We start from the raw sequence: 19,090 nt of genomic DNA, 5'->3' as shown, positions 1-19,090 counted from the left end.
TGTTCGGCGGGATCGGCATAGTGTGCACCCGATCCCGCCGTCCCTGGCTATCGCCCGGCCTTCAGCGCGGCCCCGCGCGCCTTCAGCTCGTCGGCCATCTGCTTGCCCAGCGCCCGCGCCTCCGCCCGCACCTGCTGGAGCTCCTCCTTGCTCGGCCGAACGAACCCGTTCGCCTCCTCGATCCGCACCCCGGCCCGCACCTGCGCCGCCTCGGCCGCCTCCATCCGCCGATCCGCCTTCGCCCGAGCGGTCTCCATGTGAGCGGCGACCAGATCCGAGATGTTGTTCTGCGACATTGCCTTCTCCTTCTGTTGTGCCGGAGCCCGTGCTCCGGCTGACAAGAAGAACAATGACCCCCACCGCTGACAGCCCACCGACAACCGGCTGACAGCATCGTCAGCGGCTCAGTAGTCGCAAAGCTTGATCCAGCGGTTCTTGCGGCTGTTGTCCTTGAACCACAAACCGGCGCCCGCGCTGTAGGGCACTGCGACGTCGTAGCGGCCTTCGCGGTAGATGACGTGCTTGTCGTCCCAGGTGATCCGGGCCGACTGGTTGTCCACCTCGGTCAGAAACCCGTAGAAGTAGAGGTAGCTGTATTCGCGTTCGATCTCCCCGTCGTCGAACTCGACCTCCAGGTCGGTGTCCGCCTCGAACCACCCGTACCCGGCCACGTCCCCCTTGCATTTCCCCACCACCCGATACGACTTCGCCTGCGCCGTCCCCGCCACGGTGACCACGATGGCGGCGAACACGGCCAGTACACACAACAGCTTCTTCACGTCGACCTCCCCAGATTGCGTTGGCACCGTTGACATTACGACGCCCGCACCTGGTAGAAGCTGAAGAAATCCTTGCAGTAGCGCGCCTTCGACACTCACCTCCCGGCCGAACAGGACGCCACGCGCGCCGGTCCTGCGCTGATCGTGGACTGTTCATGGCTGGGCGGCGCAAGTTCGCGTATGCCGCGCTCGTCCTGGGAATACTGCTCGGGATTCATGCTCGGCGGCGCCATGGCAGCAGCCAGAAGTGCCTGGACGCGCTCAATCTCACCGCGTAGGCCAGTAGCGTTTCGATTGGAAGTACTGTGTCGCCTCGGGCGAGTCGTTGTAGTCGAGCAGGTTCCCCACCTTCTTGGCCAGTACCCGGCGTACTTCATCGGGGCTGGCGAAAAAGAACTCCCGCCGCGGGTTCGCGTGGTTCAGCCGCGCCGAGGCGAACTCTTTGTGCAGCTCATTTTCGAGTGTGACTGCATCGTCGGAGAAATACACAGCGTGGACATCGAACGGGAAGGGAACGGAGGCGCCACCGAGCTCACGGACTCTGTCGAGTGGCTCCAGGCGACGTGTGAGTCCGATCTTGACGACATTGGGGCCGAACGCGCCGATGTTGGAGATGACATAGACGTAACCTGCGCGAATGTTCGCGGCACGGAAGTCGTTCTGTGCGATCGCGTCTGCGATCCGGCCGAGCTGTTCTTCGATGTCACGCGTGTCTTGCCCTGCAGCAGCAAGCCGTTCCAGAACAGCGCGGTAGTGAGCCTGCTCCTTCTCGAGACGTTCTCTTTCCGCCGCGAGCTCTTGTTCGACTTTGCGTTCTTCGCGCAGTCGCTCACGTTCCTCGCGAGCGACTTCCCGCTCTTCCTGCACTTTCATCATGTAGTCGGCAGTGAGTTCGAGCTCCTTGATCCGCAGCGCGTGGTATGCATGCGAAACATGCATCTGCATTGCCGTGCCCAGCTTCTCGATGTCTTTGGCGGCCTTGTCGAGCCGTCGTTTGGCGGTGTCCAGGTTGCCGGCACGAATTGTTCGGACGCAGTTTTCCGCTTCGGCGTTGTATGCCCGGAGCATGAGCTTGGACAGGTCCGCGGTCAACCGGCGTCCTTCGGCCAGAGAGTTGTTGAAGCTGAATTTCTTCGCCACGACGATCGCGTCGCTAGCCTTGACGGCTTCGCGCACTTCTATTCGAAGCCCGGCGAGAGCGTCTTTGTAGCTCTCGGCGTTTTCCAAGGGATGGTGGTACTCGTAGATTCCCACATCCTGCAGGACCAGTGCGTCGTCCACTGTGATGAGCCGAGGGTCATCTGCTGGTTCGGGTCTGGCTTGTGCGGCTGGACGAGCATCCAGCCGTTCGGTGAGTTCTCGGACCCGATCTTGCAGGTCGGCGGCTTCGCGTTCCTTGACGATCAGCATCTTCCGCAATCCGATGATCACCGCGTGAGAATCGTTCATCCGCGCACTCCGTGGTTTGCCAACGGGACCAGCCCGTAGGGGTTCTTCGATACCGCGGCAGCCAGATGGGCCAGAGTATCTGTCGCTTCCACTCGTGCGAGTTCGACCGGCAAGAAGTCTGCGCGATCGGTAGCAAGGCGGACAAGGTCGATGCGGGTGTCGTGCCCGGTCGCTCTGTCGACCGTATCGACAGCGACAGCAAGGGAGATGCTTTCGATGATCTCTTCGCGATCAGCTTCGAACACCTCATGCGTTGTCCGCAACGCGGTCTTGGCGATCGCCGACGCATAGCGGCGCTTCACATCGGCAGCAGCGAGCCTGGACTCGGTGATCTCATCGTTCGCTTTGTTGTAGCGGAACGCTTTCGCTGTCGGAAATGCGTCGGGTGGCGGGGCGAGGACTGTGATGTGGAGTTCGCGATCATTCGCGTCGAAGGAATGTTCGTAAGACACTTCGAAGGCCTCCGGATAGATCGAATTCGCCAGCACGATGCCGACGTACTCATCCATCGCGGCGGGCTGGCGCTCGCGTAATCCGGCGATCAGCCTGTCCAGGTGCGCGTTCGACTCGGCGATCTGTCTGCGATGATCAGCGATCGCTTGCTCGTGTCGACTGCGCGCGTCTGCCAATTCTGCTTGGCGCGCGGCCTCCTGCTCTCGCCATGCTGCGCGAAGCATGGCGTTCAAACCGCACGTATGAGCAAGAGCCTGCTGCCACTGCTGTAGGAGGTCGAAATATGCCCGCTGCGCCGCCTCCACTTGGGCGGCATGTCGGCGGTTTCCGCCCAGTGCGCCGCTCAATCCCGTTGGGGGCGCGAGCGGCACGAAGATTGGTCGATCCGGCACAACGTGGTAGCGGGGAGCCGGAGATGGTACAAGCAATTCGGGCCGATCGAATGGGAGGTCAACGGCCGCTTCACGGAGCGATTCCAGGTCCACCCAGTCATCGACCTCGAGGGTTGCGGTGAGGAGGTTGTCGATCGCGTCATGGGCGGCCGCCAACTGTGCATTCTTCTCCTCGGCTTCCGCCTCCCGGGCGGCAATGTGGGCGAGTTTCGCGGCTCGGTCCGCGGCTGCGCGTTCTGCTGCCGAGGCACGCATCGCCGCTTCCGCAGCGCGTTGCTGCTCGCGCGCGAACCGTTGCGCTTCCCGTACAGCCATGTTGTGTGCACGTATCGCTGCTCGCTGCTGCTGTGCTTGGCGTTGTTGCACCAGCCGATGCTGGTGCTGCAGTTCAGCCAAGAACCCCCTGCGCCGCGCCACCGACTTCACCCCTCTTCCTGATACGTCGACACGGTCGGGCCGGTACCTACGGCCCGCAGTACCTGTCGTGCGAGGGTGAATTCCGTTACACGGATCACAGTTGCGCGCGCAGATCGCGTTTCCACGCGGCGAATGAGCAGGTTACCGGCGCACGACGCGGAACGTGCGTACGGCGAGGAAGGTCACGGCAGGTCCAGCGCATCTGTGCGGCTTGCGATAGTGCGGAATACCTTTGCGGTACAGGCCTACTCGCTGTTCGGCGGGCCGCTGATGGTTCACAGCTCGCGGGCTCAGTGATTGCTCGCGGCGCGGGCTATGGTGCGGAACGCGCGTTGCCGCAGGCCTCGCCGTGCGCGGGCGAGGAATGGGGGTTGCGGGAGCGGGGTGGTGCGTCCGAAGCGGGGGAAGAGTGCGGTCGCGTTCGTGCGTTCGATACCGCGGCGGGTGGACGCGTCGAGGTGTGGGTATTCGTCGAGTCCGGCGTTGAAGTAGTGCACCGCGGGTTCCGGGGCGAACGGCCAGTCGCTGCCGTAGAGCACATGTCCGGGTTCGGCGAAGGCGAGGAGGCTCGGGAGTGCGGACGCGCTGGCGGAGAGCGCGGTGTCGAAGTAGAAGCCCGCGAAGTCGTCGAGGACGTCGACGGGACTGGCGCCGGTCTGGTTGAAAATGCTCAGGGACATGCGGTGCGCGGCGTAGGGCACGAAGCCGCCCCCGTGGCTGAGGATGAAGCGGATGTTGGGGTAACGGCGACGGATTCCGTTGCGTACCAAGAGATATGCAGCGCGCGTCGTGTCGAGCAGGAAGTCCGTGGCGAACGGCGGGACGCCGGGTACCGGGGCGGCGGGCAGCTCCGCGGGGTGCACGAGAACGACCGCCGAGCGCTCGTCGAGGACGCGGAACAGGTCGTTCTGGCCTTCCTCGCCGAGGTAGCTGCCGCGGGAGTTGCCGAGGAGAACGCAACCGTCGGCTCGGAGGTCGTCCAGGGCTCGCTCCGCTTCGGCGGCGGCCGCCGCCACATCGGGCAATGGCACCGTGGCGAAGAAGCCGAAGCGATCGGGGTGATCGGCGCTGAGCTTCGCGGCGTAGTCGTTGACCGCGCCGGCGAGTTCCGCGGCTTCGGCGGGATCCGTCAGGAACGCGGTGCCGGCTGTCGAAACCGACAGGATCGCGGACGCGATGCCCGCCGCCGACATCGACCGCAACGCCGCCTTCGGCGTCCATTCGGGCAGCTCACGGCCCCCCGCAGCGTCGATTCCGTGCGTCCGCAGCGCCTCGCGGTAGACGGGCGGAATCAGGTGCTGATGCACGTCGATGCGGTCGCTCGCCACGGCAATTCCTTCCTAGAACCTCACGGTAGGCCGCGCGCCTACAATTTTGAGAATATCATCAATATGTGTGGAAACTCTAGGATAATGACGAAAGTGTCAGGATGCGTGGAAAACGCGTGACGGTCCCGACGTCGAGGAGACCCCCAGCGCAGGAGGGCAAATTTCCGAAACCCGCCACAAGCGCGTGGTACGGGACTTCAATGAAGAGGTGTGCAGGTGGATGGCATACTCCGGCGATCCGATCCTCATCGAGGACCTGCTGTTCCGACCTGTCCACTCCCTGATCGACCAGAGCCTGCACTCGCGCATGGGCGCGACCACCACGAACGGTGACGGCTTCGGCATCGGATGGTACGGCGAGGGCCCGACGCCCGCGGTGTTCAAATGCATCGAGCCAGCGTGGAACGAGCGAAATCTCCAGGAGATCTCCCGGCAGATCCGGACGCCGCTGCTGTTCGCGCACGTGCGCGCGTCGACGGGCACCCCGGTGCAGCGCAGCAACTGCCATCCGTTCCGGTACGGCGACTGGCTGTGGATGCACAACGGCGCACTGCGGGGATTCTCCGAGGTCAAGCGCGACCTCTTGATGGCCGTCGACCCGGGCCTCTACCCCGACATCGAAGGTTCGACGGACTCCGAGACCCTCTTCTTCCTAGCGCTGACCTTCGGCCTCACCGAGGATCCGTTCGCCGCCGTCGCGCGGGCGGTCGGACTCGTCGAGGACGTCGGCGCCCGCCGCGGCGTCGAGAACCCGGTGCAGATGACGGTCGCGACGACGGACGGCACCTCCCTGTGGGTCTTTCGCTACTCGACCGAGGGCCGGACGCGGTCGCTGTTCTTCTCGACCGCCGTGGAGAAGGTCCGCGCTCTCCACCCGGAGGTGGAAGTGCTGCACCGGTTGAGCGACGAGACCCGGTTCGTGGTCTCCGAACCGCTTCGCGACGTCGAAGGCGCATGGAACGAGGTCCCCGAGTCGCACGCCGGTGTCATCCGGCCCGGCGAGGACGAGATCCGGCCGTTTCAGCCCGTGGCGCCGGTGCGCTGATCTCGCTGTCGAACCGGCGCCACGTTCGCTCACGGCCTCTCGGCCCGGACGGTCTCCGCGGCATGGGTCGCTCCGATCCAGTGCAGCAACTCGTGGATCGTGTCATCGGCGAGGCGGTATCGGACGATGCGACCGTCCTTGGTGCTGGTCACCCATCCCTGCTGGCGAAGCAGCCGAAGCGCTTGGGAGACAGCGGTTCCGGACTTGCCCACGGCGGCGGCGAGATCGCTGACGCTGATGTCGGGTGCGTGGTGCAGGCATACCAGAAGCCGGAGCCGGTGGGCGTCGGAGAGCATGTCGAAACGATCGGCCCACTGGTCGATGCCGACGATATCCAGTCCCGACGCGGCGCGGCTCGCGTGATCGGGGTCCAGCGGAAGACTGACTGCCACGTCTCCACTCTGCCGCTCGCGAGCGCGTAGGGCCAGTTCCCGCGCCCATACCTCCATATGTGTTCACATGCGCAGGTATCGAGCGTATCGTCTTGGGGGGTGAGCGATTACACAGTTGCCATGCATATGAGCGACGGCATCGTCGACGCTCCGACTTCGTTGGTCTTCGCCCTGATCGCGATTGCCGGAACAGGTTTCGCCGCCTGGCGGGCACGTGCCGAACTCGATGAACGTGCCGCTCCCATGGCGGGTCTGGTGGCCGCGTTCATCTTCGCGGTGCAGATGGTGAACTTTCCGATCCTGCCCGGCGTGAGCGGACATCTGCTCGGCGGGGCGCTCGCCGCGATCCTGGTCGGACCCTACGTCGGGGCGCTGTGCGTGGCGATCGTGCTCGTCGTCCAGGCGCTTCTCTTCGCCGACGGCGGCCTGTCCGCGTTGGGCGCCAACATCACCAACATGGCGCTGATCGGCGTAGCGGTGGGCTACACGGTCGCACGCCTGATCCTGCCGATGCTGGCCAAGCGGGTCGACGCAGGGATCGCTGTCACCGCCTTCGTCTCGGCGCTTGCCGGAACGCTGGCCGCCGCAATGGGTTTCGTCGTCGAGTACGCGATCGGTGGTGCGGCGGGATCGACCGTCGGGGCCGTCGCGGGATACATGGCGATCACCCACGCGCTGATCGGTGTCGGAGAGGGAATCATCACCGCGATCACCGTTGTCGCAGTGGCTAAGGCGCGACCCGATCTGGTCTACCTGTTGCGGGTCACCGAACGACACCGAACCGACGCGGCCCCGCTTCGCGCTCGACTCTCGATGACCGGGTTCCTGTGGGCGTTCGCGGGGGTCGCGGTGATCATCGCGGGCACGTTGTCCTACGTGGCCAGTTCGCAACCGGACGGACTCGACGCCACGACCCAACGCGGATGCACGGTGCTCGAGGTCGACGGCGCCGAAGAACTGCACGGCGAATGCATCGCCCAGAGCGCCGAAGAACATCGGCTCGCGAACTCTCCGCTGGCCGACTACGCGATCGACGGCAACGACGAATTGATCGGCATCGCGGGCATTCTCGGCGTCGCCGCCGCATTCGCCGTGCTGTTCGCTCTGCTTCGCACGATTCGCGCGGGACGGAAGAACAGGAGCCCTTCGGCGGAAGGCGAAACCGCGGTCGCCGGGTCGGAGTCGGCTTGAGGTGAGCGGTCACTGGCTGTATCTGCCGGGGAACTCGCCCGCTCATCGGGCGCCTGTCGAAGTGAAGATCGTCTGTGCGGTGTTCGCGATCTTCGCTGTCGTCGCGACTCCGCGAGAATTGTTCTGGCCGTTCGGTTGCTACGCGCTGGGGTTGGTCGCGTTGTGGTCGTGGATCGGTATCTCGCTCCGGTGGATCGCGCCGCGCCTGCTGATCGAAGCGCCTTTCGTCGTGTTGGCGATACTGTTGCCGTTCGCCGCGGGTGAACCGAGGACAGTGTTCGCTGGGCTATCGCTGTCGACGACCGGTCTGTATGCCGCGTGGGGGATCATCGCCAAAGGAACTATCGGCGTCGGTATTTCGCTGACCTTGGCCGCGACGACGAGCATCGGCCAGTTGCCCGCCGGGCTGGCCAGGCTGCGTGTCCCGGGCGTGATCGTCATGATCGTAGTGCTCATGCTTCGGTATGTGGATGTGCTCGTGGACGAGGCGGCGCGAATGCGGATGGCCCGGATCTCGCGCGGCGACGACCCGCGCACACTGCGTCAAGCCGGTTCGACCGCCCGCGGCGCGGGCCACTTGTTCCTGCGGTCCTACGAACGGGGCGAACGCGTACATCTGGCGATGTTGTCGCGTGGATTCGACGGAACAACCACTGATTTCGGATTCAAGCCGTCGACCCGAACACAGTGGATGTTCGGCTTGCTGCCTGCGGCCGGGGCGATCTGCGTCTGCCTGAGCGCGTGGGCGGTCCGGTGACCGAGCCGACGACACCCGCGGTGCGCCTGGTCGACCTGACTTTCGCCTATCCCGACGGAACCGGCGCCCTGCACGGCGTGAATCTCGACATCGCCACCGGGGAACGGGTGGCCGTCCTCGGCCCCAACGGTGCGGGAAAATCCACGCTGATGCTGCATCTGAACGGTGTACTCACCGCTGCATCGGGGGAGGTGCGTATCGGCGGAACTCGCTTGAACCGCAGCACTGTTCGCGCTATCCGCCAACGCGTCGGCGTAGTCTTCCAGGACCCCAACGATCAGCTTTTCATGCCGACCGTCGAACAGGACGTCGCCTTCGGTCCGGCGAATTTCGGTGTCCGAGGCGAACGCCTCGCCGAGGACGTGCGCGACGCGCTCGCGGCGGTCGGTATGACCGACCGCGCCGATCGCTCCCCGACGCACCTCTCGGTCGGCGAACGCCGCCGCGCCGCATTGGCCACAGTCCTCGCGTGCCGACCCGAGGTGCTCGTGCTGGACGAGCCCGCCGCGAACCTCGACCCGGTCGCCCGCCGCGAACTCGCCGGCATCCTCCTGACCCTGCCGACCACCATCCTGATGGTGACCCACGACCTGCCCTACGCCCAACGCGTCTGCGACCGCGCCGTGATCCTCGACGCGGGCCGGATCGTCGCGAACGGACCGATCGACGAAATTCTCGAAGACACGGCCCTTCTCGCCAAGCACCGCTTGAGCTGAAGCCCGTTCCTGTCAGCCGTTTCGCAACCCCGAATGCCGCAAGAAGGTGCGCACCGCCGCCTCAATCCCGAGCCTCGCCGTGCGGTGCGGTCGCGGTCAACTCACCTCGGGTTCGTCGGCGAGGTAGGGCGGGGCCGGGTCGTAGTGGATCTCCCGACGCACGGCCCGCGCGTGCGCCCGGCCGTGCAGTCGGCCGACGAGCCAGAGCGCACTATCGATGCCAGCCGAAACGCCCTGGCTGGTAAGGAGGTTGCCGTCTACGACGTACCGTGCGTCCCGGATGACGGTGACGTCGCCGCGCGCTTCGAGCGCGTCCTCGTATTTCCAGTGCGTGGCGACGCGGCGGCCGCGCGCCGGGCCCGCGGCATGCAGGAGAAACGCTCCGGTGCAGACGCTCACCACCCAGGAGGCTTCGGCCGCCGTCCTGGCGATCCACTCGGTGACCACCGCGTTGTGCGGCTGCGTCGTCCGTGCCCCGCGTCCGCCCGGGATCAGCAGTACGTCCAGCGGCGGGTGGTCGTCCAGCGTATGGTCCGGCAGCACGCGAAGCCCTTTGCTGAATCGGACCGGTTCGGGCCGTTCGGCGATCAGGACGGCGCGATCGGCGCCGTTCCGCAGGATCGCCGAGGTGGTGAAAACCTCCCAGGGCCCGGCGAAGTCGAGTTCCTCGGCATCGTCGAAGACGAGAATTCCGTAGGTGCTCATCGAGCGCCTCACAGCGAGAAGTACGGGTCGTCGAGCACGTAGCGCCAGGACCCGTCACGGCCGCGCCGGGCGATCTCGGTGGAACTGGAGATCACCGGATCGCCGTCGGGTCGCACGCCCGACACGGTGGCGTCGTTCGAGATCAGCGCTAGCTCGCCCACCACGTGCACCCGGCGCGTCCGCAGCTCGATCCGGGCGCCGGAGTCGATCATGTCGCCGAGCGCGTTCCGGATCGCAGCGGTACCCGATCGCCGGTCGCCCGGGCTCGGAAAGAGCAGTGCCGAGGGCTCGTACAGCGACATCAAGCCGTCGAGGTCACCGGCGTTGAAGTAGCGCTCGAACAGCGACGCCAGTTCGGCGGGCGCCGCGGCTCCGACGCTGCCGGAATCGACCCGCACCGGCCGGTCGTTCCAGCCCGCGCCGTCCACGATGTCGAACCAGGTGATCGGTCCGTGCGTCGGGTAGTACAGCTGACAGACCTGACCCGGAAACGTGAACGGGCTGCCCTTGGCCGGGTTGTCGCGCACCTGCCTGGCCAATATCTCGCCGAACGAGTACCCGAGGTCGTAACGCGGCCACACGGCATGCACCCGCTCGGCGAACCCTTCGGGCAGTAGTTCTCGGTCCCGGCCGACGATGTCGACTCCGGTGCCGCGCTGAACCAGGGCTTCCACCGGCCCGAAACGATGGGCGATGCCGTCGACGGTGTGCAGTGCGACAGCGTTCCACACTGTTCGGACCCGCGCGTCGTCGACGCCTTTGCTTCTGAGGAAATCCGCGGCGGCGTCGGCGCCGTCGACCTCGAAACGCTGGTCGCCGTTGGCGTGCTCGGTCGCGCCGAGATCGTGCAGAAGGCAGCCCAGGTAGAGCAGTTCGCCGTCGTAGTCCACACCTTCGCGCAACCCCTCGGCGGCCGCCACTTCCCGCGCGTACAGATAACTGCGCACACAGTGGTTGTAGACGAGCTCCGGTGAGACCTCGGCGACCAACGCGTCCGCGGCGACGGCGAGTTCCGAAGTGGGCAAGTTGAATTGAGCTTTGTCGGCTTGCTGAACGGTCATCGTGTGTTCCCTTCCGATTGTGCCCACTCAGTGTGTGCTCGGAAGTAACCGCCGCCCAGTGGCCAGATAGCCATGTATTGCTCAAATCTGGCCACGGGCTACGCGGAGTAGCGGCTACGCCGTTCGTTCGCCAAGCCGCGAGGAACGGCCGGAATGGTGAAAGCTGTTGCGGTAGGCCTGCGGAGACGTTCGCGTCAGGCGGGCGAAGTGGTAGCGCAAGGTCGTGGCGGCGCCGAAGCCCGCCTCTTCGGCGATGCGGTCGATGGACAGGTGGGTGGTCTCGAGCAACTGTTGCGCGCGGTGCACCCGGGCGCGCAGCAACCACTGGAGGGGAGTGGTCCCGATCTCGGCGCGGAACCGGCGGTTGAGGCTGCGCACGCTGATGGCTCCGTGCGCGGCGATGTCGTCGAGGGTGAGCGGGCGGTGCAGGTTGACCTGCATCCAGTCCAGGACCGGCTGCAGGGAGGAGTCGGGGCTGTCCGGGTCGGTGTGCGCGATGAATTGCGCTTGCCCACCGTCCCTTTGCGGCGGCATCACGATCTGCCTGGCGGTGTCGGCGGCCACCTTGGCGCCGAGATCCCGGCGAACCATGTGCAGGCACAGATCGAGCCCCGCCGCCGCCCCGGCCGAGGTGAGCACCGCGCCGTTGTCGATGAACAGCACCGAGGCGTCGACGTCGACGAGCGGATGGCGGCGCGCCAGCTCGGCGGCGTGTTCCCAATGGGTGGTCGCGCGCTGCCCGTCGAGCAACCCGGTCGCGGCGAGGGTGAACGCGCCGACGCAGACAGAAGCCAACCGCGCGCCCCGCTCGGCCGCGTCCAGCAGCGCGTGGCGAACGACAGCGGATGGCTCACAACGGAATTCGGCCTGACCAGGCACGACGACGGTATCGGCATCGGCCAGACTGTCGAGATCCCAGTCCGTCACCAGCCGCACCGCACCGTGCTCGGAAGCGGCGGCGGCCGTTCCGCCGACCGTCACGATCCGGATGTCGTAGTGCTCTTCCCCGCTCACCGTGTTCGCGGCGCCGAACACCATGCCAGGAAGCATCACTTCGAAACCGAGCACGCTGTCCGGAGCCAGAACCGCCACGATCCTCATGGCCAGAATTTAATGGATGATCAAATTCGGTCTGGCTCGGATGGTCGTCACGGGTGCTGCCGTGGTCGCCGGCGGCACCTGTCGACGCGCCGTCGGCCGAATCAGATCGCGAGCACGAGCTTTCCGTTGTTCGCACCGGTGAACAGCATGTTCAACGTCTCGCCGAAGCGCGCGACCCCACCCTCGACGACGTGCTCGTGGCTCTTCAGCTTGCCCTCGGCCAACCATTGCGCGATCTGCTGGACGGCCTCGCCGTAGCGGTCGGCATAGTCGAAGACGACGAAGCCGGTCATGGACGCGCGGAAGACCAGCAGGGACATGTAGCGCGACGGCCCGGGTGCGAGCGTCTCGTCGTTGTAGGCCGAGATCGCACCGCACAGCACCACCCGCGCGCCGCGGCGCAGGTTGGCCAGCGCGGCGTCGAGGATCTCGCCACCGACGTTGTCGAAGTAGATGTCGATGCCCTTGGGCGCCCCTTCCCGCAGCCGGCTCAACACCGATTCGTTGCGATAGTCGATAGCCGCGTCGAACCCGAGCTCTTCGGTGAGCATCCGGCACTTCTCGGGTCCACCGGCGATGCCGATGACGTGCGCGCCTTTGGCTTTCGCGATCTGTCCGACGACGCTGCCGACGGCCCCGGCCGCCGCGGAAACCACCACCGTCTCCCCGGCCTGCAACTTCCCGACCTCCAACAGGCCGAAATACGCCGTCATTCCGGGCATTCCGAGTGCGCCGAGCCAGGTGGGCCCGGGTGCGACGTTCAGGTCGACGCGCTGGACATCCCGGCCGTCGCTGACCGCGTACTCGGTCACCCCGAAGATGCCGCTCACCGTGTCGCCCACCGCGAAGTCCGGGTGGGTGGATTCGACGACGGTCGCGATATCGAGCGAGCGCATGACCTCGCCGAGGCCGACGGGCGGGACATACGAGCGAACATCGTTGAGCCAGCCGCGCATGGCCGGGTCGAGGGAGATGTAGTCGACCTTCACCAGCAGCTGCCCGTCGGAGAGGGCCGAAGTTTCCTCGGTCGTCACGTTCCAGGTGTCGGCAGTGGTCAGCCCGGTCGGGCGCTGCGCGAGACGGACCTGCTGTGTCTTCGGCATGCGTGTTCTCTTTCTGTTCCGTGATGACGTCGAAACCGGAGGTTCGGCAGTCGACCGAAGTCAGAGCCCGCTCGATGGCGGCGGCTCTTCCGGAGGGTAATTGAAATCGGCGTCAGGTTCAATCAGTGGGGCGACCCGACCGGATCGCCGGATGGCGCTGGCCGTCGACAGCCTCCGGAATCCCCGCCCGAGACCGCGAACGACATCGACCGGACGTATAAATGCGACATGACTATTCCTGACGCCGACGTCGACGACCATGACGCGCCACCGTCCATGGCGCGCTCGTCGCTGTTGCGGGAGTTGCCGGCGACCCAGCGCGGTCTGCGGACCCGCGCGGCGCTGATCGCGGCCGCGCGGAAGGTGTTCGAACGGCGCGGGTACCTGGAAACGCGGTTGGTGGACATCACCAAGGCCGCCAAATGCTCGTCCGGGACCTTCTACACCTACTTCGCGAGCAAGGAAGAGATCTTCGCGGCCGTGCTGGAAGTGGCCCAGGAGGACATGATGCATCCGGGCATGCCCCGGGTGGACGAGGACGCCGACCCGGCGCGGATCATCGCGGCGAGCAACCGCGCCTACTTCCTGGCCTACGAGCGCAACGCGAAACTGATGGGGCTGCTCGAGCAGGTCGCCAATATCGACCCCGAGTTCGCCCGGCTGCGGCGCAACCGCGCGGAGGCGTTCGTCGTCCGCAATGCGCGCAGCATCGAGAACCTCCAGGAGCGGGGGCTCGCGGACGCGGAGCTGGATCCGATGCTGGCGTCGCGCGCGCTGTCCGGCATGGTCAGCCGACTCGCCTTCAACCATTTCGTCGCGGGCACGGACGCGGTAGATCCGGCACCGCTCGACGAGGTGATCGACACCGCGACGCGGCTGTGGGTCAACGCGCTGCGCATTCCCTCGGGAGAGTGACCGTCCTCCTGGCGTGACGCGCCGCCTGGAACTCCTTCGTCGGTGCCTTCAGCAGCGCCGACATCGGCGTGTCAGTGCATCGCTGGTGTTGCCGCGAGAGATCGCGATTGGCGGAGTGCCCCGTCGCGCGCCGAAGCGAGCTCCCCTTGGCCGAGAGCGCTTCCGGTCGCGATCTTTGAAATTGACGCCGACTTCAGATATATCCTTTGGTGGGGTATGGATCGCAGCTGTCACCCCGCAGTCGGCTCGGCCGTGCCGAGGTACCGTCCGGACATCGCATCGCCGACACCGCCCTACCGTCAGGAGCCAGGATGTCCTTTTTCGACATGTCCGAACGTGCTTTGAAGTACCAGGCGGATCTGCTCGCGTTCATGGATTCGCACGTCTATCCCGCCGAACCCGTCTACGAGCGGCAGATGCGTGAATCCGGTGACCCGCATTTCCATCCGCCGATCTTGGAGGAGCTCAAGGCCGAGGCCCGCCGTCGCGGACTGTGGAATCTCTTCCACCCCCATCCGGAATGGGGTCCGGGGTTGACCAACCTCGAATACGCGCCGCTCGCCGAGATCATGGGTCGCAGCCATATCGCGTCGGAGGCGTGCAACTGCAATGCGCCCGACACCGGGAACATGGAGGTGCTGACCCTCTTCGGCACCGACGAGCACAAGCAGAAGTACCTGAAGCCGCTGCTCGAAGGCACGATGGCGTCGGCGTTCGCGATGACCGAACCGCGCGTGGCCAGCTCGGACGCGACCAATGTCGAGCTGTCGATGGTTCGCGACGGCGGCGACTACATCCTGAACGGCCGCAAGTGGTTCGCGTCCAACGCGCTGCACAAGAACTGCAAGGTGCTGATCGTGATGGGCAAGACCGATCCGAACGCGGCGCCGCATCGGCAGCAGTCGATGATGGTCGTGCCGATCGATGCGCCCGGCGTCACGGTCATGCGCAACCTGCCGGTCTTCGGCTATCAGGACCGCGAGGGCCACGCCGAGATCGATTTCGCCGACGTCAGGGTGCCCGCCAAGGATGTGCTGAAGGGTGAGGGCGAAGGGTTCGCCATCAGCCAGGCGCGCCTCGGACCGGGCCGAATCCACCACTGCATGCGTTCGATCGGCATGGCCGAACGCGCGCTGGAACTGATGTGCAAGCGCGCCGGCTCGCGCACCACTTTCGGCAAGCCGATCAGCGAGAACGCCAACATCCAGGATTGGATCGCCGAATCGCGGATCGAGATCGAGATGATCCGGCTGCTCACCCTGAAGGCCGCCCATCTGATGGACACGGTCGGCAACAAGGAAGCGCGCACGGAGATCGCGGCGATCAAGGTCGCGGCCCCGCAGATCGCGCTGAAGGTGGTCGACCGCGCGATCCAGGTGCACGGCGGCGCCGGCGTCACCGACGATTTCCCGCTCGCCATGGCCTGGGCGCACCTGCGCACGCTGCGCCTGGCCGACGGACCTGACGAAGTACACAAGCGGGCGATCGCCCGGCAGGAGCTGGGCAAGTACCGCACCGCCGAGACCGCCGCGAGCAATGGAGTGAAAGCCTGATGACCAGCATTGATCTGACCGGCCGCACGGCCAGCGTCACCGGCGCATCCCGCGGTATCGGTCTCGCCGCCGCGCACGCCACCGACGAGGACCGGGCGCGGCGCTGCGTCGACCTGACGCTGGAGAAGTTCGGAAGCGTCGACATCCTGGTCGACAACGCGTTGTTCCGCGGGGGGTCGGCCGGTGCCTGAGGTTTCCGACAGCGTGGCGGTCGACCCGGCGGCGGTGGCCGGTTGGCTCGAATCGCTGGGCATCGAGGTCGACGGGCCGCTGCGTTTCACCAGAATCGGTCTCGGCCAATCCAATCTGACCTATCTGGTCACCGACGCCGCCGAGCGGCGCTGGGTGTTGCGCAGGCCGCCGCTTGGCCATCTGCTCGCGTCGGCGCACGACGTGGTGCGCGAGGCGCGGATCATCGCGGCGCTGGAAGACACGCCGGTGCCCGCGCCGCGCATCCTCGGGGTCGCCAACGATCCGGCCATCTCCGACGCGCCGCTGGTCTTGATGGAGTTCGTCGACGGTCAAGTCGTCGACACGATGGACATCGTGCGGTCGCTGACACCGCAGCGGCGTCGCGAGATCGCGTTGTCGCTGCCGCGCACGCTCGCCAAGATCCACGCCGTCGACATCTCCGAGGTCGGTCTCGCGGATCTGGCCAGCCACAAGCCGTATGCCCAGCGCCAGCTCAAACGTTGGGCGGGGCAGTGGGAGCAGTCCAAGACCAGGGAACTGCCCGAACTCGACGACCTGACCCGCAGGCTGGTCGCGGCCATCCCGGAACAGCGCGAGACCACGCTGGTGCACGGCGATTTCCATCTGCGCAACGTCATCGCGGATCGCGAATCCGGTGAGCTCGTCGCGGCTTTGGACTGGGAGTTGTCCACGCTGGGTGAACCGCTGGCCGACATGGGCAGCCTGCTCGCCTACTGGCCCGAGCCAGGAGAGGGCACCGGCGGTGATTTCCCCGCCTCGACGCTGCCGGGTTTCCCGACCCGCGCCGAACTCGCCGAGGTGTACCTGGCCGAAACCGGGCGCGATCCGTCGGCCTTGCGGTACTGGCACGTGCTCGGCCTGTGGAAGGTGGCCGTGATCGCGGAGGGCGTGATGCGCCGGGCGATGGACGAGCCACAGAATAAGGCCGCGGCGGGCACGCCGACCGTCGAGCTCATCGACGCGTTGGTGCACAAGGCGATCGAGATCGCGGACGCCGCGGGCATGTGACCGATCCGGTGCAGCGCGCCGAAGAGCTCTGCCGAGCTCATCGATCCGCCGATCGCGGCGGATGCCGCACCGTTGCTGGTCCGGCGGCCGCATGACAGACTGAGCCCACTCCGCTCCCCACTCGAAGGGGGCCGTCGCGTGCGAGCTGCTTACATCGAACGACTCGGGCCGCCGGAAGCGATCGTCTACGGCGAGCTGCCGCCGCCGGTGTGTGAACCGGACGATGTTCTGGTCAGGGTCACGGCCACGGCGGTGGATCATGTCGACACCTTCGTGCGCTCCGGGCGATACCCGACCGCGATGGAGTTTCCGTTCGTGATCGGCCGCGACTTGGTCGGAAACGTCGTCGAATCGCGTTCGCCGGAGTTCTCTCCCGGCGATCAGGTCTGGTGTAACAGTCTCGGGCACGACGGGCGGCAGGGAGCGGCCTCCGAGCTCGCCGTCGTTCCCGTCGATCGCCTCTACCCGCTGCCCGACGGAGCGTCTCCGACGCAGGCGGTGGCTGTCGTCCATCCGGCGGCCACCGCCTACCTCGCCGCGTTCACCCACGGAAATCTCCGGCCGGGTGAGACGGCACTGATCGCGGGCGCGGCAGGCAATGTCGGTAGCGCACTCGTCGCCATGATCAGCCGCGCCGGAAGCACGGTCATCGCGACAGCGCATCCCGACGACCATGAGTACTGCCGACGCGTGGGCGCCGCGCACACCATCGACTATCGCGACCGAGACATCGTCGACAAGGTCCGCGCGATCGTCGGCAGCGGCATCGACCTCTCTATCGACACCTCTGGTCGCAACGACATGGTGGACGCCGTGGAGATGCTCGCGGTCGGGGGCCGGGTCGTCATCGTCGCGGGCCCCGCTTCCCGGAGCGAACTCCCGACGGGACCGCTGTATCTGAAGGACGGTTCGATTCGCGGTTTCGTCATCTCCCGCGCGACCAGCGCCCAACTGCGCGAGGCCGCGACGGTGATCAATCGCCACCTGCTCGACGGAACGCTGCGACCGCGAGCGGTCGACCTACTTCCGCTGTCCGCCGCCGCGGAGGCGCACCGCAGAATCGAGACCGAGCGGCTACACGGGACGCGCCTCGTGCTGGAAATCTAGCTCCGTGTCGGGTGATCGAACGCGAGGCCATAAAGCCAACTTATGAGGTGGTCGGTAACAGGCCCCTACCCACGCACAGGATTCGGCACCAGGATCGGAACGTCCGCTTGTCGCGGGGTGTGAAGGGCAGAGGAGAACATCGTGACGTTCGTGGTCGGCGCTGCCTGCGTCGATGTCCTGGATCGGGCCTGCGTCGAGGAGTGCCCGATCGACTGCATCTTCGTCGGCAATCGGATGGCGTACATCCAGCCCGACGAGTGCATCGACTGCGGGGCGTGCGAACCAGTGTGCCCGGTCGAGGCGATCTACTTCGAGGACGACATTCCCGCGGGGCAGGAGCAGTTCGTCATCGAGAACGCCCGCTTCTTCTCCGAGCCGCTGCCCGGACGACAAACGCCACTCGGCCAGCCGGGTGGTGCGGCGGGGGTCGGCGAGTTGGGAGTCGACACGGTTTTCGTGCAGGAATACCAGCCGTGAATGTGTTCCCGGCTCCTGTTCGTCGCCTGATTTCGAGCCCTGCTAGTAATGGTGTCGACTTTGGATAGGAGACATGACTGTGAAGTTGATCGGTGTGATCGGTGGCGGCACGATGGGTGCGGGCATCGCCGAGGTGTGTGCGAAGGCCGGGAGTGAAGTCCTGGTGCTCGAGACGAAGCAGGAGTTCGCCGACGCGGCGCAGCAGCGGATCGCGGCGTCGATCTCGCGCGGGGTGACGAAGGGCAAGATCACCCAGGCCGACGCCGACGCCGTGCTGGCTCGGGTGCGCGTCACCCTCGATATCGAGGAGTTCGCCGATCGTGACCTGGTCATCGAGGCGGCCCCGGAGATCGAGTCGCTGAAGTACGAGATCTTCGGCAAGCTCGACGCGATCGTGAAGCCGACCGGCATCCTCGCGACCAACACCTCGTCGATCCCGGTGATCAAGGTGGCGGGCGCGACCAAGCGTCCCGAGCAGGTCGTCGGCGTGCACTTCTTCAACCCGGTGCCGGTGATGCCGCTGGTGGAGATCATCTCCACCCTGGTCACTTCCCCGGAGACGGCCGCCGCGGTCACCGACTACGCGAAGAACACGCTGAACAAGACCACCGTGCAGGCCGGTGACCGCTCCGGGTTCATCGTCAACGCGCTGCTGATCCCGTACCTGTGCCAGGCGGTGCGGATGCTCGAGTCGGGTTACGCCTCGGCCGAGGACATCGACGCGGCGATGAAGGGCGGCTGCGGCTACCCGATGGGTCCGCTCACCCTGCTGGACACCGTCGGCCTCGACATCGCGCTGGCGGCGGCCGAGTCGCTGTACGCCGAGTTCGCCGAGCCGCACTACGCGCCGCCCGCGCTGCTGCGCCGGATGGTCGACGCGGGCCGCCTGGGCCGCAAGAGCGGACGCGGCTTCTACAACTACAGCTGA

General features: G+C 66.2%; 20 protein-coding genes and 2 pseudogenes. 12 read left to right on the top strand and 10 right to left on the bottom strand.

Annotation, left to right across the window (positions count from 1 at the left end):
* Positions 1–47: 47 nt before the first annotated feature.
* From ABZV58_RS16685 to ABZV58_RS16665, 5 genes are all read right to left on the bottom strand, one after another.
* On the bottom strand, positions 48–296 hold the full coding sequence (locus tag ABZV58_RS16685) for a hypothetical protein (protein ID WP_355000985.1): 249 nt from the start codon (positions 294–296) through the stop codon (positions 48–50).
* Between the two features lie 108 nt (positions 297–404).
* Positions 405–779, bottom strand: a complete 375-nt coding sequence (locus tag ABZV58_RS16680) for a hypothetical protein (RefSeq protein ID WP_355000984.1) — start codon at positions 777–779, stop codon at positions 405–407.
* Between the two features lie 267 nt (positions 780–1,046).
* Positions 1,047–2,228: a DUF4041 domain-containing protein gene (locus ABZV58_RS16675; protein ID WP_355000983.1), complete on the bottom strand. Its 1,182-nt coding sequence runs from the start codon at positions 2,226–2,228 to the stop codon at positions 1,047–1,049.
* Complete coding sequence (locus ABZV58_RS16670; RefSeq protein WP_355000982.1) at positions 2,225–3,499, bottom strand: hypothetical protein; 1,275 nt, start codon at positions 3,497–3,499, stop codon at positions 2,225–2,227. Before ABZV58_RS16670 ends, ABZV58_RS16675 begins: the two co-directional genes overlap by 4 nt.
* A gap of 281 nt (positions 3,500–3,780) precedes the next feature.
* On the bottom strand, positions 3,781–4,818 hold the full coding sequence (locus tag ABZV58_RS16665; RefSeq protein ID WP_355000981.1) for an amidohydrolase family protein: 1,038 nt from the start codon (positions 4,816–4,818) through the stop codon (positions 3,781–3,783).
* A gap of 220 nt (positions 4,819–5,038) precedes the next feature.
* On the opposite strand from ABZV58_RS16665, the gene ABZV58_RS16660 reads away from it, so the two are divergent.
* On the top strand, positions 5,039–5,863 hold the full coding sequence (locus ABZV58_RS16660) for a class II glutamine amidotransferase (RefSeq protein ID WP_355000980.1): 825 nt from the start codon (positions 5,039–5,041) through the stop codon (positions 5,861–5,863).
* Between the two features lie 29 nt (positions 5,864–5,892).
* Here the strand turns inward: ABZV58_RS16660 and ABZV58_RS16655 are convergent, their stop codons facing one another.
* Positions 5,893–6,255 (bottom strand): metalloregulator ArsR/SmtB family transcription factor, encoded by a 363-nt coding sequence (locus ABZV58_RS16655; protein ID WP_355000979.1) that lies wholly within the window; start codon positions 6,253–6,255, stop codon positions 5,893–5,895.
* 120 nt (positions 6,256–6,375) lie between these two features.
* Here ABZV58_RS16655 and ABZV58_RS16650 point away from each other — a divergent pair.
* From ABZV58_RS16650 to ABZV58_RS16635, 4 genes and pseudogenes are all read left to right on the top strand, one after another.
* A pseudogene (locus tag ABZV58_RS16650) lies at positions 6,376–7,017 on the top strand (energy-coupling factor ABC transporter permease); the annotation flags it as partial.
* A gap of 51 nt (positions 7,018–7,068) precedes the next feature.
* Positions 7,069–7,446: a PDGLE domain-containing protein gene (locus tag ABZV58_RS16645; protein WP_355001163.1), complete on the top strand. Its 378-nt coding sequence runs from the start codon at positions 7,069–7,071 to the stop codon at positions 7,444–7,446.
* Position 7,447: 1 nt separating this feature from the next.
* Positions 7,448–8,203: a cobalt ECF transporter T component CbiQ gene (gene cbiQ / locus ABZV58_RS16640; protein ID WP_355000978.1), complete on the top strand. Its 756-nt coding sequence runs from the start codon at positions 7,448–7,450 to the stop codon at positions 8,201–8,203.
* Positions 8,200–8,919, top strand: coding sequence for an ABC transporter ATP-binding protein (locus ABZV58_RS16635; RefSeq protein WP_355000977.1), 720 nt, complete (start codon positions 8,200–8,202; stop codon positions 8,917–8,919). The genes cbiQ and ABZV58_RS16635 overlap by 4 nt, the downstream gene beginning before the upstream one ends.
* A gap of 96 nt (positions 8,920–9,015) precedes the next feature.
* On the opposite strand, the gene ABZV58_RS16630 is transcribed toward ABZV58_RS16635, so the two are convergent.
* From ABZV58_RS16630 to ABZV58_RS16615, 4 genes are all read right to left on the bottom strand, one after another.
* Complete coding sequence (locus ABZV58_RS16630; RefSeq protein WP_355000976.1) at positions 9,016–9,624, bottom strand: DJ-1/PfpI family protein; 609 nt, start codon at positions 9,622–9,624, stop codon at positions 9,016–9,018.
* Between the two features lie 8 nt (positions 9,625–9,632).
* Positions 9,633–10,685 carry a DUF4440 domain-containing protein gene (locus ABZV58_RS16625; protein WP_355000975.1) on the bottom strand — a complete coding sequence of 351 codons (1,053 nt, stop codon included), beginning with the start codon at positions 10,683–10,685 and terminating at the stop codon, positions 9,633–9,635.
* Between the two features lie 114 nt (positions 10,686–10,799).
* Complete coding sequence (locus tag ABZV58_RS16620) at positions 10,800–11,786, bottom strand: helix-turn-helix domain-containing protein (RefSeq protein WP_355000974.1); 987 nt, start codon at positions 11,784–11,786, stop codon at positions 10,800–10,802.
* 101 nt (positions 11,787–11,887) lie between these two features.
* Positions 11,888–12,889 carry an NADP-dependent oxidoreductase gene (locus ABZV58_RS16615; RefSeq protein WP_355000973.1) on the bottom strand — a complete coding sequence of 334 codons (1,002 nt, stop codon included), beginning with the start codon at positions 12,887–12,889 and terminating at the stop codon, positions 11,888–11,890.
* A gap of 228 nt (positions 12,890–13,117) precedes the next feature.
* Here ABZV58_RS16615 and ABZV58_RS16610 point away from each other — a divergent pair, with 228 nt between their 5' ends.
* From ABZV58_RS16610 to ABZV58_RS16580, 7 genes and pseudogenes are all read left to right on the top strand, one after another.
* On the top strand, positions 13,118–13,804 hold the full coding sequence (locus ABZV58_RS16610; protein ID WP_355000972.1) for a TetR/AcrR family transcriptional regulator: 687 nt from the start codon (positions 13,118–13,120) through the stop codon (positions 13,802–13,804).
* A 311-nt stretch (positions 13,805–14,115) separates the two neighbouring features.
* Entirely contained in the window at positions 14,116–15,357 is a 1,242-nt protein-coding gene (locus tag ABZV58_RS16605) for an acyl-CoA dehydrogenase family protein (RefSeq protein WP_355000971.1), read from the top strand.
* A pseudogene (locus ABZV58_RS16600) lies at positions 15,357–15,518 on the top strand (3-oxoacyl-ACP reductase); the annotation flags it as partial. The gene ABZV58_RS16605 and the pseudogene ABZV58_RS16600, both read left to right, overlap by 1 nt.
* Positions 15,519–15,540: 22 nt before the next feature.
* Positions 15,541–16,578 (top strand): phosphotransferase family protein, encoded by a 1,038-nt coding sequence (locus ABZV58_RS16595; RefSeq protein ID WP_355000970.1) that lies wholly within the window; start codon positions 15,541–15,543, stop codon positions 16,576–16,578.
* Positions 16,579–16,716: 138 nt separating this feature from the next.
* Positions 16,717–17,685, top strand: coding sequence for an NADPH:quinone reductase (locus ABZV58_RS16590; RefSeq protein ID WP_355000969.1), 969 nt, complete (start codon positions 16,717–16,719; stop codon positions 17,683–17,685).
* A 141-nt stretch (positions 17,686–17,826) separates the two neighbouring features.
* Positions 17,827–18,162, top strand: a complete 336-nt coding sequence (gene fdxA / locus ABZV58_RS16585) for a ferredoxin (protein WP_355000968.1) — start codon at positions 17,827–17,829, stop codon at positions 18,160–18,162.
* A gap of 79 nt (positions 18,163–18,241) precedes the next feature.
* Entirely contained in the window at positions 18,242–19,090 is an 849-nt protein-coding gene (locus ABZV58_RS16580) for a 3-hydroxybutyryl-CoA dehydrogenase (RefSeq protein WP_355001162.1), read from the top strand.

The organism is Nocardia sp. NPDC004654 (assembly GCF_040609595.1).
GTDB lineage: Bacteria > Actinomycetota > Actinomycetes > Mycobacteriales > Mycobacteriaceae > Nocardia.
The sequence above is the reverse complement of the archived record's forward strand: the minus strand, read 5'-3'. Positions and strand labels throughout refer to the sequence as shown.